Below are 16,241 nucleotides of genomic sequence, written 5' to 3' on the forward strand. Positions count from 1 at the left end.
CGTCGCCGAAGTTGAGCGAAAGCAAGCCTGAACATTAACGCCCCACCCGCAAATCTGCAGTATTGATGATCTTTCCATCACGCATGGTAATCAACACATCACCACGGTGAGCTGCATCTTTATCGTGGGTGACAAACACAAGTGACTGCCCAAAATCATCAACAATGCTGCGGAACAAATCCAACACTGCATCGCTGGTGACGGAATCCAAACTTCCTGTTGGCTCATCCGCAATGACAATATCTGGCTTCGACATCAACGCTCGAGCAATCGCCGCACGCTGCTGCTGACCACCGGAGAGTTCTCCAGGCAAATGGCGCATACGATTATCAATCTTCAACACACTGGTGATGTGTTCAAACCACTGCTTATCCAGCCTGCGATGCGCAAGACGCAACGGCAGCAAAATATTGTCCTTCACCGACAAAATAGGCACCAAGTTGAAATCCTGAAACACCATGCTGATGTGCGTGCGACGCAGTTTGGCACGCTTATTTTCTGACAGGGAGCTCAACGTGATGTTGTTTTTGTTCAGTGTCACTCTGCCTGAGGTTGGCTGCGCCAATCCGGAAAGGCACTGCAACAGAGTTGTTTTGCCAGAGCCTGATTGCCCCATGATGGAGGTCCATTTGCCGGACTGAATCTGTACAGAAATGCCATCGAGAGCCCGAACTTCTGTTGATCCTTTTCCATAGATCATCATGAGATCTTGGGCTGAAAGGACCGGCGGAGCGTTATCTGTGGCAGGGTTCAAGATTATTCCTTTGGGGCGTAGCTGCGTGGGTGGACTAACGCATCAACACTATATGGGCATTTGGGCATAGAAAAACCCGCGATGCCTACTTCGAGGTAGATATCACGGGTTTTTCTATGCAAGAGGTTTAGCGGCGCATGATCTTCTTGGACAGCCAATTGCCCAGAAGCTGGGCTGCCTGCACGATGATGACGATAACCAGGACGGCAACGTACATAACTTCGTTGTCGAAGGCGCGGTAGCCGTAAACAATGGCGAAGTCACCAAGACCACCACCACCGATGTAGCCGACCATTGCGGACATATCGACGATCGCGATGAACAGGAAGGTGTAACCCAGAACCAATGGTCCAAGTGCTTCTGGAATGATCACGGTGGCGATGATGCGCATCGGGGACGCACCCATGGAGCGAGCTGCCTCGATGACACCAGGATCAATGGAGACCAAGTTTTGTTCCACGATGCGGGCTACGGAAAACGTTGCTGCAACGACCATGACAAAGATGCCAGCATCGCGACCAATGGATGTGCCCATCACTGAGACCGTGAGAGGTTTGATCGCTACGATCAAAATGAGGAAGGGGATGGGGCGAACAAAGTTCACCAGCACGTTCAAAATGGTGTAGATCGGCTTGTTTTTCAAAATGCCACCGGAGCGGGTGGTGTACAGCAGCAAACCGACAATCAGACCCAGCAAGCCTGACACCACCATGGTGATGATGACCATCAACAGGGTGTCAATGATGGCTGTTTGGAAGGTGGGTCCTAGCCGGTTCCAGTCAGCTGCGAGGATCATCTCGTTCATCGGGTGATCTCCTTGATGGTCGTGGTCTTGGTCAAGGTTTGATAGAACTCTTCAATCGCAGCGGTGTTGCCGGTGAGTCGAACAGTCATTTTGCCAAATGATTGGCGTTGCAAGGTGGTCACGCCACCGTGAACGATGTTGACAAAAGCACCTTGTTCGGCAGCACGAGCGGTTGCTGCAAAGAAGCCGGACGTTTCAGTCAGATCAATGGTGAACAGACGTCCCTCATGGCTAAGCAGATCTTCAGATTCCACTTGATCTGGGGTGTTGCGCAGCGCGGTGGCCACGAACTTTTGGGCGACCTGGGTCTGTGGGTTTGAGAACACCTCGTAAACGCTGCCGTATTCCACGACTTTGCCGGATTCCATCACAGCAACCTTGTCTGCGATGGAACGCACAACTTCCATTTCGTGGGTGATCACAACGATGGTGATGCCCAGTTCGCGGTTTACCTTGCGCAGCAGCTCCAGAACTTCATGGGTGGTTTCTGGGTCCAAAGCGGAGGTGGCTTCGTCGGCAAGCAAAAGCGTTGGATTGGTGGCCAGTGCACGGGCAATGCCGACGCGCTGCTTCTGGCCGCCCGACAGCTGCTCGGGGTAGTTTTTGCCTTTGTCGCCCAGGCCGACGAACTCGAGCATTTCTTGCACGCGAGCTTTGCGAGCTGCCTTGTCCATCTTGGCAACTTCCAGCGGGTACTCCACATTTCCAGCCGCAGTACGCGACTGGAACAGGTTGAACTGCTGGAAAATCATGCCGATATTACTGCGCAGTTTACGCAGCTTAGACTCGGGCATTCCGACGATGTCGGTGCCGTTGAGCAGCAACGAACCGCTCGTGGGGGAGTCAAGGCCATTGATGAGGCGGACAAGAGTGGACTTGCCGGCGCCAGAGTAACCGATGATGCCGATTACCTCACCGGGTTCTACGGTGAGAGTGACATTATCAAGCGCGGTGGTTTTAGCAGATTTATTGTTGCTAAAGACTTTGGTTATGCCGCGGAACTCAACGCGAGTGCCCTGGGTGCTGGGTTGCTGCGCGGAGTATTCCTCTGGCGTCGGTGTGGACGCGGTGTGTGACACGACGGTGTCCTCGATTCGTACAAAAGTCGGGGGACAAAAGCTGGAAGACAAATAGTTTAACGCCCCGAGGAAGCGTACGCGACGTGGTGTTCGTCAAAAGATTCCAAGCGGGGCGTTGAAGTTCACAGTCTGATTTTCAGGCTGTGATTGTGCAAAGAAATCTGCACAGGGGTATGCAAAGAACTCAAAAGAGATTATGCGTTTTCCTGATCAGCCTCAAGGCGATCAAGGATTTCCTGAAGGTCAGCTGCTGGACGATCAACTGGGACGGAGGTGCCCTCAGAGTCGCGGTCTACTGCAGCCAGAACCTCTGGGTCGTGCCACAGCTCAACGAGGCGAGCGATGTTGGCATCGTCCTTGTCCTCAGCCTTGGTGACCAAGACGTTGATGTATGGCTCTGCTTCTTCAGACTCAGGATCATCTTCGAAGACCGCGAGGTTTGGATCGATGCCTGCGCGGTCAAGGAAGGAGTTGTTGATGATCGCTGGGCGACCCTCCTGGTAAGCGGTTGGTGCCTGAGCTGCGTCAACTGGAATGACGGAAACCTTGGAAGCTGCCTCGTCGATATCGACTGGAGCTGGGGTGACCAGACCTGGGGTCTTCAGGGTGACAAGACCTGCCTGAACGAGAACGTTGATGGCGCGGCCCTGGTTGGAAGGATCGTTAGGGATGGCAACGGACTCGCCGTCAATCCCGTCGATGGAGTCGTGGTCCTTCCAGAACAGTGCCAGTGGCACGATTTCGCTGGAGCCAACTGGGGTGAGGTCTGCGCCGGAGCCGACGTTGTACTCAGCCAGGAACTTCAGGTGCTGGAAGAGGTTAACATCCAGCTGATCCTGGGCGAGAGCCTCATTTGGGGTGGAGTAGTCAGAGAAAGGAACGATGTCGAGGGTGATGCCCTCATCTGCTGCCTTTTCTTCGAATACGGTCCAAGCTTCCTTCGCAGCGTCGGTGGTGCCGATGCGGATGGTTACGCCTTCGGTGCCTTCAGCAACAGTGGTGCTGCTTCCATCAGAGTCGGAGCCACAAGCAACAAGTGCGGTTGCGGCGAAGAGGCCAGCGATGGCGGTGGTTGTGATGCGACGAAGTTTCATTTTCAAATACGTCCTTGTTTGGGAAAGTTTCTGTGAATGGATCACGAAAGGGTCATTCAAGTATTTAGGAGATTAGCACCCTAGACCGCTATCTGTACAGCTTGGTCTATTTTCTTATCTGACTGTTGTGAAAAATAGATTGGAAAATGTGTTCTAAAAATGTATCCTATCATTATGGAATGGAATGGCGGGGGAAGCTTTAACGGGAGGCCATTATCGTGGTCCAAATTGGAAAGAATCCTCTCAGATAAAAAGGTCGAATCTCTGCGTCCGGTGCTGCATGAGCCGGATGCGCAGGCGCCTTCATCTGCCATGCAGGGGGAAGCGTCGGTTCTTTTTGCCGAGCTGCATGCCGCCAGCAGTTATAACTTTCTCACTGGCGCATCGGATCCGTCTGATGTGGTTGTACAGGCTAAAAAGTTAGGACTCGTTGCTCTATCAGTCATGGATAGAGATGGTTTTTATGGTGCAGTGAGATTTGCGGAAGCTGCCGCGGAAGCTGGAATGCATACCGTTTATGGTGCGGAGCTGAGCCTACAAGAAGGCGTGTTGACAGTCTTGTGTAAAAATCCGGAAGGCTACAAAAAGCTCAGTCACCTGATCAGTGACGCGAAAATGGCAACGGGAGAAAAGGGGGAAGTTCGCTATCCGCCGCTGCCAATGGTTGCTGAACATGCTGCAGGGGATTGGGTGGTCCTTGCAGGTTTTCAGTGGTTGGACAAAATCGACTATGTGATCGATTGCTTTAAACCGGAAAATATTGTGCTGGAATTCGGTTCAACCATGACACCGGAAGACGCTGATCGCAATGAATATCTCAGAAGAACGCAAACCAAATTCCAGCTTCGAGGCATCCTAAGCACCAACCCAGAATCCGCCACCCGGGTGAGCGTGCGCCTCGCCGGCGCCAAGCAGGCACTAGCCCACAAGATGTCGCTTGCCGACGCCGAAAGCGAGCTACATCCCATGGGCGCTACCTGGATGCGCAGCGGGGATACATTGTTAAAAGCACACCCTGATTACGCGGATCTCATTGCAACCACAGTGGAATTAGCTGCTGAATGCGCTTTCACCCTAGATTTGGTGGCCCCGAATCTGCCCAAGTGGGATACCCCTGGTGAACACACAGAAATGTCCTGGCTTGCGCACCTGGTCTCCACCCGGATTGATACCCGCTATGTGGGGCGCTCCGCAGACATCAAAGCACGAGCTGCCACACAAATTGACTATGAATTAGGCGTTATTGAAAAGCTGGGTTTTCCAGGCTATTTCCTCATCGTTAATGATCTGGTGGAGTTTTGTCGCGATTCCAATATTTTGTGCCAAGGCAGAGGTTCCGCGGCAAACTCGGCGGTGTGCTTTGTCCTAGGCATCACCAACGCAGAGCCGATCTCTGCTGGATTGTTGTTTGAACGGTTTTTATCTCCTGACCGGGATGGTCCACCAGATATTGATATCGATATTGAATCCGGCAGGCGCGAAGAAGTAATCCAGTACGTGTATGAAAAATACGGACGGGATAACGCTGCTCAAGTAGCCAATGTCATTACCTACCGAACAAAAGGCGCGATGCGTGATGCTGCCCGCGCACTGGGCTACCCGCAAGGTGCTGCCGATGCCTGGGCTAAAGGAACCTCGGAACCACCCGATGATGTGCTGGAATTAGCTGCTCAATTTAAAGAGCAACCACGGCATTTGGGTATTCACTCCGGTGGCATGGTCATTTGCGATCGCCCCATCGCCGATGTGGTGCCAGTGGAATGGGCTCGGATGGATAACCGCTCGGTTGTGCAATGGGATAAAGATGACTGTGCCACGGCAGGCTTGGTCAAATTCGACCTTTTGGGATTGGGCATGTTGGAAGCCATCCATCACATGCTGGATCTGGTGGCAGAACACCGAGGTAAAAAGATCAATTTGTGGGAACTAGATCTGGCGGAACCGGAGGTCTATGACATGTTGTGCAAGGCAGATGCCGTGGGTGTGTTCCAGGTGGAATCACGTGCGCAGTTATCCACGCTGCCTCGACTCAAGCCCCGCACCTTCTTTGACCTGGTCGTGGAGGTAGCTCTGATTCGTCCAGGTCCCATCCAAGGCGGATCGGTGCACCCGTATTTGCGGCGCCGTGCTGGTGAAGAGGCCATTACTTATGACCACCCCGTGTTGGAAAAGTCTTTGGGTAAAACCTTAGGAATCCCACTGTTTCAGGAACAGCTCATGCAGGTAGCTGTTGATGCTGCAGGTTTTAGTGGTAGGGAAGCGGATTCCTTGCGCAGAGCGATGGGTTCGAAACGCTCACCTGAACGCATGGCTGCGTTGCGCTCGCGGTTTTTCCAAGGGCTGAAAGATACCAATGGGATTGTGGGGGAGACCGCCGAGAAACTGTGGAACAAAATTGTGGCCTTTGCTGCCTACGGTTTTCCGGAATCGCATTCGCAGTCGTTTGCGTCCTTGGTGTATTTCTCCGCGTGGTTTAAATACCACTACCCGGCTGAATTCTGCGTGGGATTATTGCGGGCACAACCCATGGGTTTCTATTCACCACAGTCTTTGATCAGTGATGCCAGACGCCACGGCGTGAGTATCCTGCCGATCACGGTCAATGATTCCGGTGTGGAGGCCGATGCTCCGAATGGTGCGATTCGATTGGGGCTCAACCTGGTGAAAGGCCTTGGCCACGATGCCGCGCAAAGAATAGAGGACAACGCCCCGTTTGATTCCATTCCGGATTTATCACGCCGGGCTGATCTTAATGTTGCTCAAGTTGAGGCATTGGCGCGAGCGGGGGCGGTGGACTGCTTGGGGGTCGGACGTCGACAAGCATTATGGCAAGCGGGCGTCGCGGCGACCGAAAAACCTGGAATGCTGCCTGGCCTTTCGGCGATTGAAGCTCCGGCGTTGCCGGGGATGAGCGCCTTTGAACTGATGGCGACCAATATTTCCGCCACGGGAGTCACCGCGGATTATCAGCCGATGGCGTTGATTCGGGAGCGGATGGAGGAGCTGGGGATCGTGCCGGCGGATCGGCTATTGGAGGTGGAAGATGGCACGCGGCTGCGGATCGCTGGCATTGTCACGCACCGGCAGCGCCCGCAAACTGCGTCGGGGCTGACATTTTTAGGGATGGAGGATGAGACCGGGCTGATGAATGTGATGGTGTCCGTTGGGTTGTGGCAGCGGCAGCGCGTGCTGGCCAGAAATGCCAAGGCGTTGATTATTCGAGGGATTGTGCAGAATGCCCAAGGGGTGGCGACAGTTGTCGCTGACCGATTGGAACCGTTGGACATGGGGGAGTTTCTCAGCCGTGGCTCACGAGATTTTCGATAATTTGGCAAAGTGGACATTATGACAAATACGCACAGGCGAACCCCAGAACCACATGAGGGCATGAATCCAGTGTCACCAAAACTGACCACGGCCAGGTACCTCACCCGCATTCCATGGCTGCTGATCAGCGCGATTGTGTTTGGGGTGCTTGGAGTTTTTGTGTCTTCGTGGTTTTACGCCGGTGTGATCGTAGTTGCCGTCATTCTTATCTGGCAGCTGTGGCTGATCCCGCAGCAGGTCAAGCGACTGGGATGGCTGGAAACCTCCGATGAGCTGCTGATCACCAAGGGAAAACTGTGGCACACCTTCACGGTTGTTCCCTATGGCCGCATCCAGTTTGTTGATGTCACCGCAGGTCCCCTCGAGCGCGCGTTTGGCATGAAACAAGTGCAATTGCATACCGCGTCGGCGTCCTCTGACTCCACCATTCAAGGCCTGCCTGTCGCGGAAGCCGATGCCTTACGTGAGCGACTGGCTATTAAGGCCCGGGAGAGGATGAGCGGACTATGAGCAGCCTTGAAGGGTTTCGAAAAGTCCACCGCGCCACCCCATTCCTTCGCATCTGGACCATCATCGTCGCAGTTCTCGCGGCATTCGCATTCAATTCCGGCGCATCCGTTTTAAGTTTCATCTGGGGTGTCGTCACCGGCGAATACGGATTCGCAGTGCTGCCGATTCTATTGACCGTCGGTGGCGCCGTCATTGTGGTGGCACTGGCCTGGATTATCACCGGAATTTGGTGGAAAGCCGTCGGATTCCGCATCACCAATGAAGAGGTGCAGCTGCAACGCGGAGTGATCAGCAAAGACCTCCGCACTGCCCGATTCGACCGTATCCAAGCCGTTGACCTGGTGGAATCATTCATCGCCCGTATCTTCCGACTGGCAGAAGTCCGCATCGAAACCGCCGGCGGCAGCGACTCCGCCATCAGCATTGGTTTCTTAAGAAAAAGCGAGGCCGAGGCCCTAAAAAGGGAGCTTCTCGACGCCTCCCAGCACTCAGTCGCCACCACCCCAGCCGGAGTTCCGGCTGAGCCTGGGGTAGGGGAGACCGTTGTAGTTGAGAGCGCGGGCGATGTTCTGGTTCCACAAATCCCCGTGCAACGCACCCTCGCCAGCACCGCCTTATCACTAGCAACCATCATCACCGCGATCGGTATTGTGATTTTGCTCTTCGTTCCTTTCGGAGTGAGCATTGCCGTGCCGTTCTTTGCAGGCATGGTGCCAGCGGTCTGGAACTTGATCGATAAGTCGTGGCAATTCACCGCAACACAGCGCAACGATGTCCTGCATGTCAGCTATGGACTTGCCAACCGCCGCAAACAATCAATCCCACTGGGACGCATCCACGCAGTGAAACTAAAACAGCCATTGCTGTGGCGACTGGTTGGCTGGTGGACCGTGACCGTGACTGTAGTTGGCTACGGCGACACCACCCAAGGCGGAACCTCCAAAATCTTGCCCGTGGGTTCCAAAGAACTCGCACTAAAAGTCCTTGAAGCGGTGGGGCCACTAAACAGCGCCGACATCGCCGAATCTGCAGACCCATCACATATGAGCAGACCCCAGTACACACCACCAGTTGCTGCACGCCTGCTCACACCAGTCGATCGGACCCGCCAAGGCGTCACGTTGATTGGTGTGGCTGGTGCGCCTGGTGCGGTGGTCGTGCATGAAGGCAGATTCATGCCACGTATGTCTGTGATTGATACCTCCCACATCCAAGAACTCACCCTTAAACACGGGCCGATCCAAAGAATGCTGGGACTCTCCACCGTGGTGTTTAACCTGGTCCAAGGGCCAGTGGGAATGGCCGCATCGGATCTCAGTGCAGCTGATGGCAAAGAACTTCTCAACATTCTCCGCAACAGAAAACTACCCGCACTGGAATCAGCTCCGCTGGGACAAAACAGCCTGGACTAAGGTGTAATCATGCACATCTCAGATCTTCCCGATAGGTCCCAGGACTACCTGAAGACAATCTGGGACATCACAGAACTCCTTGATGATCAACCAGCAGCACTCGGCGACATCGCTGAAAAAATGAACCAGAAAACTCCTACCGCCTCCGAAGCAATCAAAAAGCTGGCGGCAAGGGGCCTGGTCAACCATGAAAAATATGCTGGTGTCACTCTGACCGAACAGGGCAAAACGTTAGCCATTGACATGGTGCGACGCCACCGTTTGCTGGAGACTTTCCTCCACGATGTTTTGGGATACACCTGGGACGAAGTCCACGCCGATGCAGACCTGTTGGAACATGCAGCCTCTGATCAGCTCATCGAACGCATCGATGCTCACTTGGGTCGTCCACGCAAAGATCCCCACGGCGATCCCATCCCAACTGCCGAAGGCGTTATTGAAGAGTCCCCCCGAACCACCCTCGAGGCAGTTCAGCTAGGGGAGACTGTCACGATTTCCAGGGTCAAAGACATTGATCCTGAATTGCTGCGCTACCTCGCGCAATACAACGTCTCACCAGGATGCCGGATCACCGTTGCGTCCGGCCCACTAGCTGGCATGGTGCATGTCGTTGTAGAAGGCACCGACACCAGCTTCCCCCTGGCCGAAACGCAACTGCCATTAATTACAGTGCAGGACTAAGCAGATTCATCATAATGGTGCTCATATTTCCCGATGAGACCAAACCAATCTGAATGATGACCGCCACCGAGAATACGAACAGTAAGAACTTATCGGCAGGACCGTTGGCACGAATGCTTAAAAACTTAGGCAATTTGAGGTTCCACCAGCGTTTGCCCTTCAGCGGAATGACCGGGGCAAATGCTGGGATACCGGCCTTAGTGGCCATATCACCAGCCAAGTGGGTCAGGCTTCCAACTGTAATGGCGGAGCCTAAAACAATGCCGAATGAACTTTCGGGAGCATAATTCCATACTCCCACAGCTAATGCAGCGGAAGCTCCAGTAACTAAAAGCCAATCTGCGTTCTTTGACCATTCAGGCATGAGACCTCTAATGGCGAGCCCGAGGAAGAAAAACAGCAAACCAATCACCGCAGGTTTTCCGTAGGCGCCAATTAGCGCTGTGGCACCAGCGCCTGTGGCAGCAGCGCTCCACACCGTATGTGTCAACGTGCGGTGCCCGTTGTTGCAGTGTTTGTCTTTCCTGCCCCTGGTGACATTGACGAAAGTTTGGCAAATATTCTCTGTAAAACGCGAAATCACTTGGGTAATCGGACCAAAAGAACGCGACACCGTGGCCTGCGGTGAATCAAGGTCCGGGAGCAGCGCTGCACCCGCCGCTAAACCCGCATAAATAAAAGCCTCCGTGGCGGTGGTAACCCCACCCCATTCTGCTGGGAGAATTTGAGCAACAGCAAGCCCCACGGCTGCACCGCTCATAGCGTGGGTTGGCCCCATAACCACTTGTGCATCAACTACTTTCACAACTAAAAATTCAAAACTTAAGTGAGTTCAAGAATAAACCAAAGGGTGGACACTTATTCGAACGGGTGCTTGATTTAGGCAACTTGAGCAAAATCCTGCCATTTCGCCTCAAATCGGGCTAGTTTTGAAGCATGAGCGAACGTCAGCTGGAAAAGTCAATTGAGCACGCCGTCGAGTTAGCCCGTGAAGCCCGAAACATCGAAGTTTTTACCGGAGCCGGAATGAGCGCCGACTCCGGGTTGGAAACGTATCGTGATGATAAAACCGGGCTGTGGAGCAACGTAGATCCACAAGCGATGGCAAGTATCGATGCATGGCGCAAAGATCCAGAGCCAATGTGGGCGTGGTATCGCTGGCGCGCCGGGGTGGCAGCTAGGGCAGAACCCAACGCGGGGCATCAAGCTATTTCCTACTGGGAGGGGAGTGACACCGTCGAACACGTTCACATCACCACCCAGAACATTGACAACCTGCACGAGCGAGCTGGCTCTAGCGATGTGACGCATCTTCATGGCAGCTTGTTTGAATACAGGTGCTCTGATTGTGCGACTCCATGGGAAGACGATAAAAACTATCCGCAAGAACCCATTGCACGCCTTGCTCCTCCACAATGTGAAAAGTGCGGAGGGCTGATTAGACCAGGTGTGGTGTGGTTTGGTGAGAACCTGCCCGTAGAAGAGTGGGATATTGCAGAGCAACGCATCGCAGAAGCCGATCTCATGATCATTGTGGGTACCTCCGGGATTGTTCATCCTGCAGCAGCACTCCCGCAATTAGCCCAACAACGCGGCGTTCCCATCGTGGAGATCTCCCCAACGCGCACCGAACTTAGCCGGATCGCAGACTTCACCTGGATGTCCACCGCAGCCCAAGCGCTACCAGCGTTGATGCGAGGTTTGAGCGCCTAACATGACTGAAGATGACTTAGATCTGCTGCACCGCACAGTAGAACTAGCCACGCAGGCACTCAAGCAGGGAAACAGTCCTTATGGATCCCTGCTGGTTGATCCCTTCGGCGCGGTCGTTTTTGAAGACCACAACCGAGATGCCGATGGGGATCTGACCAAGCACCCGGAATTCGCCATCGCCAAATATGCGATCGAAAATTACAGTGCATCAGAACGTGCTGCGTGCACTGTTTATACCTCGACGGAACAATGCGCGATGTGCGCCGGTGCCCATGCGTGGGCTGGACTGGGCAAAATTTACTGCGCCACCACAGGTGAGCAAACAGCCGCTTGGTACGCAAAGTGGGGTGCAGAATCTGGGCCTTTGAACCCGATTTCAGCGGACAAAATTAGCCCGAACATATCCATCGAAGGACCTGCTTCCAGATTTGATGAAGTCCTGTATGAACTGCATCGATGGTTTTATTTAGGGCAGTCTCCGGATAAGGCTCTTTAGCGCTGGGCATGTGACTTTAAAAGCGCACTAAGAGCTCGTCAATTCTTTAAAACAAGCTGAGAATGTGGATAATAGGATAGGTTAACCTGATTCGATTAGGAAACGGAGATTTGTCGTACAATCCCGCCTGTCCAAAATCCTGCGCAGTAGCGCCGTAGGCGTTGCTGTCCTAGCCCTGTTAGCTGGGTGTTCTAGCAATGCAGATGACACCGACGCTGATTCAACATCCACGGGAAACTCCGCTTTTCCTGTTTCGATTGAACACGAGTTCGGAACCACCACAATCGATGATGTACCCGAAAGAATTGTCACCCTTGGCGTTACCGACGCCGATATTGTCCTCGCATTGGGGACCGTCCCAGTAGGCAACACCGGATACAAATTCTTCGAAAACGGATTGGGACCGTGGACTGATGAGTTAGTGGAAGGCAAAGAATTAACACTGCTTGACTCTGATTCCACACCAGATCTTGAACAAGTAGCAGCCCTGGAGCCAGACCTGATTATTGGAGTCTCTGCGGGGTTTGACGACGTTGTATACGAGCAACTATCTGATATCGCACCGGTGGTCGCCCGTCCAGCGGGAACAGCTGCATACGCAGTAGCTCGCGAGGAAGCTACCAACCTTGTTGCCCGTGCGATGGGGCAATCAGAAAAAGGACAAGAGCTCAATGAGGAAACGGATGCTCTGATCCAAGCTGCGCGTGAAGAAAATCCTTCTTTTGACGGTAAAACAGGAACCGTCATCTTGCCATACCAGGGTAAATACGGTGCCTACCTGCCAGGCGATGCACGGGGACAATTCCTCGATTCACTTGGCATTTCGCTGCCGGACGCAGTTCTTTCGCGAGACACCGGCGACAGCTTCTTTGTCGATGTCCCCGCTGAAAGCGTCAAAGACGTAGACGGTGATGTTCTCCTCGTGCTTTCCAACGACGAAAATCTGGATATCACAGCAGAGAATCCACTGTTTGAAACACTCAACGTTGTGCAAAAAGACGCAGTAATTGTGGCAACAACCGAAGAACGCGGGGCGATTACCTACAACTCAGTGCTGTCTGTTCCTTTTGCGTTGAAACATCTCGCACCACGTATTGCTACGGCTTTGGGGTAAAACTCAACTACTCGAGCACAATCAAATGAAACCACCCCGGAGAATCTATCCCCGGGGTGCTTTTTAAATGAGGCACATGCCTGCTCCAGAAGCCCAGCAAAAAACTAAACCCCACCCACAAATCCAAGTTGCCGCCATGCTTCATAGGTCGCAACTGCCGCGGAATTGGAAAGGTTCATGGAACGCCTGCCGGGAAGCATGGGGATCCGAAGCTCACTGGTGATCCGGGAATGCTCAACATGTTCTTGAGGGAGTCCTGTTGGTTCAGTTCCAAAAAGGAGTGCATCGCCAGGTTCAAAAGCGATATCGGTGAAGCGGGTATTGGCCGTTGTGGTGAAGGCAAATACGCGACCAGGGACTGCAGCCATGGCTTCATCGAAGGTTGCATGCACTGTGACATCGGCTAAGTCGTGGTAGTCAAGGCCTGCTCGGCGAAGGTGCTTTTCTGTCAGCTCAAAGCCTAAAGGTTCAACAAGGTGCAGGTGAGCGCCTGTTCCTGCACACATTCGGATGGCGTTTCCGGTGTTGGGAGGGATGACAGGATTGTCGAAGATAACGTGAAGTGGGTGTTCCGGCATGTGTTTGATTGTAAGGCCTTGGAAAAGGGTGGAATAATAGCGGGCGTGACTGCAATCAAACTTGATGGAAACTTATACCGCGGGGAAATTTTCGCCGACTTGGAACAGCGCGTTGCTGCGTTGAAGGAGAAAGGGATTGTGCCGGGGCTTGCCACCGTGCTGGTGGGTGATGACCCAGCGAGCCACTCTTACGTGAAGATGAAGCATCGTGACTGTGAGCAGATTGGTGTGAACTCGATCCGTAAGGATCTGCCTGCTGATGTCACGCAGGAAGAGCTTTTCGCTGTCATCGATGAACTGAACAACGATGATTCTTGCACTGGTTACATTGTGCAGCTTCCTTTGCCTAAGCACTTGGATGAAAACGCTGTGCTGGAGCGCATTGATCCAGCTAAGGATGCTGATGGCCTGCACCCTGTAAACCTGGGCAAGCTTGTGCTCAACGAGCCAGCTCCACTGCCATGCACCCCGAATGGTTCCATCAGCTTGTTGCGTCGTTTCGGCGTTGAGCTTGATGGCGCGAAGGTTGTTGTCATTGGTCGTGGCGTCACCGTTGGTCGCCCAATTGGCCTGATGCTGACCCGCCGTTCTGAGAACTCCACCGTCACCTTGTGCCACACTGGCACGAAGGATCTGGCTGCGGAGACCCGTGCGGCTGACGTCATCATTGCTGCAGCTGGTCAGCCGCACATGCTGACCGCAGACATGGTCAAGCCAGGCGCAGCGGTGCTCGATGTCGGCGTCTCCCGCAAGGACGGCAAGTTGCTTGGCGACGTCCACCCCGACGTGTGGGAAGTCGCCGGCGCGGTCTCACCAAACCCTGGAGGAGTCGGTCCTCTGACCCGTGCATTCTTGGTGCACAATGTTGTCGAGCGCGCTGAAAAGCTGGCTGGACTCTAAAAACACATGACTAATCCCGGCAAAAAGCACATCAGTGAAGAGCAACTTCTGGCGAATCCCCATGACGGTGGATTAGCCCCATCGAAGTTTCCCATCAAGGTGCAAAAAGCCGGGATTGTCGTATTCGTACTGGCAGTGGTGGTGGCATCTGCCTTTGCTCTTACTGAGCATTGGCGCCGAGCCACATTCACACTTGGTGCGTCATTGCTGTATCTTTCGCTACTGCGTCTGACCTGTGACTCCAAGATTCTTGGCGTGCTCGCAGTACGATCGAGGCGTTTTGATGCCATCTACACCGCCATTGTTGGCGGATTGATGACATTCCTTGCTATCTCAGTCGATGCGCTGGGCAGCTAGATTATTTTTCAGAGCGATCTTCCACAGTTTCATCGCGTGAAAGCGCTTCAGCAATCGCTGCACCCTGAGCGGAGCCCTGTGCATGTCCAGCAGCACGGCCTTGGATGATCTCAGCTAGATCAATGCCGGTGGTTTGCTTGACTGATTCAATAATGGATTTCAGTCCAAGTGCTTGTTCACCGGCAAAACGTGAACCCACGGAATTCTCGGATCCTTCTCCACCGGAGAGCACTGTCATGGATCCAATGTTTGCGTATCCAGAGGCGAAGTTGCTCATGAGTTCCGGCAGGATTTCCATGGCTTGCTGAGCGAGTAGTGCTTCTTGGTTTTCGCGGTAGGCCTCGGCCTTTGCCTTGATAGCGTCTGCCTCTGCCTGTCCCTTCAATCGAACAGCTTCGGCTTCAGCCATTGCACGAACCTTTGCAGCGGTAGCTTCGGCTTCTGCGATTTCGACCTGAGCCTGTGCGCGCCTGGTTTGCTCGAAAGTATCGGCTTCGACTTCCTGCTTGCGGCGGTAGCGTTCAGCGTCGGCCACCTTGTTCACTTCGGCTTCCAGCTCGATCTGCTTATTTTCAGCCTGTTGGCGAAGAACCTCTAGTCGAGCTTTTTCATCGGCAAGGCGTTCAGCCTGCATAGCCTGGGCACGGGCTTCACCGACCTGAGCATCAGCGGCAGCCTTGTTGGCATCAAGTTGGGTCTGTTCAACCAGATCTGCCTCTTGGTTAGCAATGCGTGATTTAGCGATCGCACGAGCAGCTTCAGTTTCTGCAATTTCCGCAGCCTGCTTCTTTGCCTGAATTTCCGGTGCGCCGAGGGATTTGATGTATCCCACATCATCGGTGATGCCACGAATCTGGAAGGAGTCAAGAATCAAACCCTGCTTCTCTAGCTCGGGGATGACTGTTTCAGCGATCTGCTCGGAGAACTTTTTACGCTCACGCATGAGCGACGTGACTGTCTGCTGCGCCACGACACCACGAAGCACACCTTCCAGCTGATCCTGTGTGAACCGAACAATTTCTTTGTCACTGGAAGCGAAGCGCTGGGCAGCGCGACGAATAAACTCAGCTTCGGAACCGATCTTCACCAGCGCAACAGCCTCGACATTCAACGTGACATTGTCATCGCTTTGTGCCGTCACCTGCATATTTACCTGACGGGAACGCAGAGAGATCTTCTGGTGAGTCTGGGTAATAGGCATTACCACAGCTTTGCCGTGGACAATGACCTGCGATTCCCCCTTCTTCTTCGCAGAGACAATGAGCGCTTCATCAGCTGCAGCCACCTTGATCCAGGTGCGTGAAGTTAAGAAGAAAATTCCGAGGACAATCACCGCGACGACAAGAATCGCCCCAATGACAAGTAGCATGGCAAAAGCTTCCATAAATGGTCACTTGCTTTCTGTATTGCTGGTTTTTATA

16 protein-coding genes are annotated in these 16,241 nt (G+C 53.6%); 9 read left to right on the plus strand and 7 right to left on the minus strand.

What is annotated here, in order from left to right:
- Window positions 1–34: 34 nt before the first annotated feature.
- From KW808_RS03510 to KW808_RS03525, 4 genes are all read right to left on the minus strand, one after another.
- On the minus strand, window positions 35–754 hold the full coding sequence (locus KW808_RS03510; protein ID WP_003860750.1) for an ABC transporter ATP-binding protein: 720 nt from the start codon (window positions 752–754) through the stop codon (window positions 35–37).
- A 127-nt stretch (window positions 755–881) separates the two neighbouring features.
- Entirely contained in the window at window positions 882–1,559 is a 678-nt protein-coding gene (locus KW808_RS03515) for a methionine ABC transporter permease (protein WP_003860751.1), read from the minus strand.
- Entirely contained in the window at window positions 1,556–2,638 is a 1,083-nt protein-coding gene (locus KW808_RS03520; protein ID WP_003854632.1) for a methionine ABC transporter ATP-binding protein, read from the minus strand. The genes KW808_RS03515 and KW808_RS03520 overlap by 4 nt, the downstream gene beginning before the upstream one ends.
- 194 nt (window positions 2,639–2,832) lie before the next feature.
- The gene (locus KW808_RS03525) at window positions 2,833–3,732 is read right to left on the minus strand and encodes a MetQ/NlpA family ABC transporter substrate-binding protein (protein ID WP_003860752.1); all 900 of its coding nucleotides are present in this window, start codon (window positions 3,730–3,732) and stop codon (window positions 2,833–2,835) included.
- 159 nt (window positions 3,733–3,891) lie between these two features.
- Between KW808_RS03525 and KW808_RS03530 the strand changes: the two genes are divergently transcribed.
- The 4 genes from KW808_RS03530 to KW808_RS03545 are packed head-to-tail and all read left to right on the plus strand — an operon-like array spanning window position 3,892 to window position 9,662.
- Window positions 3,892–7,059: an error-prone DNA polymerase gene (locus KW808_RS03530; protein WP_170844358.1), complete on the plus strand. Its 3,168-nt coding sequence runs from the start codon at window positions 3,892–3,894 to the stop codon at window positions 7,057–7,059.
- 60 nt (window positions 7,060–7,119) lie between these two features.
- On the plus strand, window positions 7,120–7,569 hold the full coding sequence (locus KW808_RS03535; RefSeq protein WP_003860754.1) for a PH domain-containing protein: 450 nt from the start codon (window positions 7,120–7,122) through the stop codon (window positions 7,567–7,569).
- Window positions 7,566–8,981: a PH domain-containing protein gene (locus KW808_RS03540; protein ID WP_003860755.1), complete on the plus strand. Its 1,416-nt coding sequence runs from the start codon at window positions 7,566–7,568 to the stop codon at window positions 8,979–8,981. The genes KW808_RS03535 and KW808_RS03540 overlap by 4 nt, the downstream gene beginning before the upstream one ends.
- A 9-nt stretch (window positions 8,982–8,990) precedes the next feature.
- Entirely contained in the window at window positions 8,991–9,662 is a 672-nt protein-coding gene (locus KW808_RS03545) for a metal-dependent transcriptional regulator (protein ID WP_003860757.1), read from the plus strand.
- Here the strand turns inward: KW808_RS03545 and KW808_RS03550 are convergent.
- Entirely contained in the window at window positions 9,646–10,422 is a 777-nt protein-coding gene (locus KW808_RS03550; protein WP_003854639.1) for a metal-dependent hydrolase, read from the minus strand. The genes KW808_RS03545 and KW808_RS03550 overlap by 17 nt on opposite strands.
- A 176-nt stretch (window positions 10,423–10,598) precedes the next feature.
- Between KW808_RS03550 and KW808_RS03555 the strand changes: the two genes are divergently transcribed.
- The 3 genes from KW808_RS03555 (at window position 10,599) to KW808_RS03565 (ending at window position 12,985) form a co-directional block, all read left to right on the plus strand.
- Complete coding sequence (locus KW808_RS03555; RefSeq protein ID WP_003854640.1) at window positions 10,599–11,375, plus strand: SIR2 family NAD-dependent protein deacylase; 777 nt, start codon at window positions 10,599–10,601, stop codon at window positions 11,373–11,375.
- Window position 11,376: 1 nt separating this feature from the next.
- Complete coding sequence (locus KW808_RS03560) at window positions 11,377–11,871, plus strand: nucleoside deaminase (protein WP_003860761.1); 495 nt, start codon at window positions 11,377–11,379, stop codon at window positions 11,869–11,871.
- A 346-nt stretch (window positions 11,872–12,217) separates the two neighbouring features.
- A complete protein-coding gene (locus KW808_RS03565) occupies window positions 12,218–12,985 on the plus strand; it encodes an iron-siderophore ABC transporter substrate-binding protein (protein ID WP_003860763.1) in 768 nt (255 codons plus the stop codon).
- A gap of 104 nt (window positions 12,986–13,089) precedes the next feature.
- Here KW808_RS03565 and KW808_RS03570 read toward each other — a convergent pair whose 3' ends face one another.
- Window positions 13,090–13,563: a tRNA (cytidine(34)-2'-O)-methyltransferase gene (locus tag KW808_RS03570; protein WP_003854647.1), complete on the minus strand. Its 474-nt coding sequence runs from the start codon at window positions 13,561–13,563 to the stop codon at window positions 13,090–13,092.
- Window positions 13,564–13,608: 45 nt separating this feature from the next.
- Between KW808_RS03570 and KW808_RS03575 the strand changes: the two genes are divergently transcribed.
- Both KW808_RS03575 and KW808_RS03580 read left to right on the plus strand, forming a co-directional pair.
- Window positions 13,609–14,463 carry a bifunctional methylenetetrahydrofolate dehydrogenase/methenyltetrahydrofolate cyclohydrolase gene (locus tag KW808_RS03575; protein ID WP_003860764.1) on the plus strand — a complete coding sequence of 285 codons (855 nt, stop codon included), beginning with the start codon at window positions 13,609–13,611 and terminating at the stop codon, window positions 14,461–14,463.
- A 6-nt stretch (window positions 14,464–14,469) separates the two neighbouring features.
- On the plus strand, window positions 14,470–14,820 hold the full coding sequence (locus KW808_RS03580) for a DUF3017 domain-containing protein (RefSeq protein WP_003860766.1): 351 nt from the start codon (window positions 14,470–14,472) through the stop codon (window positions 14,818–14,820).
- Between the two features lies 1 nt (window position 14,821).
- On the opposite strand, the gene KW808_RS03585 is transcribed toward KW808_RS03580, so the two are convergent.
- A complete protein-coding gene (locus KW808_RS03585) occupies window positions 14,822–16,204 on the minus strand; it encodes an SPFH domain-containing protein (RefSeq protein WP_003860769.1) in 1,383 nt (460 codons plus the stop codon).
- Window positions 16,205–16,241 lie beyond the last annotated feature (37 nt).

The organism is [Brevibacterium] flavum, assembly GCF_019317305.1.
Lineage (GTDB): Bacteria > Actinomycetota > Actinomycetes > Mycobacteriales > Mycobacteriaceae > Corynebacterium > Corynebacterium glutamicum.

Coding starts and splice junctions, on each gene's coding strand:
- KW808_RS03585 (WP_003860769.1), bottom strand. CDS start 16,204: ATGGAAGCTTTTGCCATGCTACTTGTCATTGGGGCGATTCTTGTCGTC.
- KW808_RS03555 (WP_003854640.1), top strand. CDS start 10,599: ATGAGCGAACGTCAGCTGGAAAAGTCAATTGAGCACGCCGTCGAGTTA.
- KW808_RS03525 (WP_003860752.1), bottom strand. CDS start 3,732: ATGAAACTTCGTCGCATCACAACCACCGCCATCGCTGGCCTCTTCGCC.
- KW808_RS03580 (WP_003860766.1), top strand. CDS start 14,470: ATGACTAATCCCGGCAAAAAGCACATCAGTGAAGAGCAACTTCTGGCG.
- KW808_RS03545 (WP_003860757.1), top strand. CDS start 8,991: ATGCACATCTCAGATCTTCCCGATAGGTCCCAGGACTACCTGAAGACA.
- KW808_RS03540 (WP_003860755.1), top strand. CDS start 7,566: ATGAGCAGCCTTGAAGGGTTTCGAAAAGTCCACCGCGCCACCCCATTC.
- KW808_RS03570 (WP_003854647.1), bottom strand. CDS start 13,563: ATGCCGGAACACCCACTTCACGTTATCTTCGACAATCCTGTCATCCCT.
- KW808_RS03530 (WP_170844358.1), top strand. CDS start 3,892: ATGTATCCTATCATTATGGAATGGAATGGCGGGGGAAGCTTTAACGGG.
- KW808_RS03535 (WP_003860754.1), top strand. CDS start 7,120: ATGAATCCAGTGTCACCAAAACTGACCACGGCCAGGTACCTCACCCGC.
- KW808_RS03560 (WP_003860761.1), top strand. CDS start 11,377: ATGACTGAAGATGACTTAGATCTGCTGCACCGCACAGTAGAACTAGCC.
- KW808_RS03550 (WP_003854639.1), bottom strand. CDS start 10,422: ATGAGCGGTGCAGCCGTGGGGCTTGCTGTTGCTCAAATTCTCCCAGCA.
- KW808_RS03515 (WP_003860751.1), bottom strand. CDS start 1,559: ATGAACGAGATGATCCTCGCAGCTGACTGGAACCGGCTAGGACCCACC.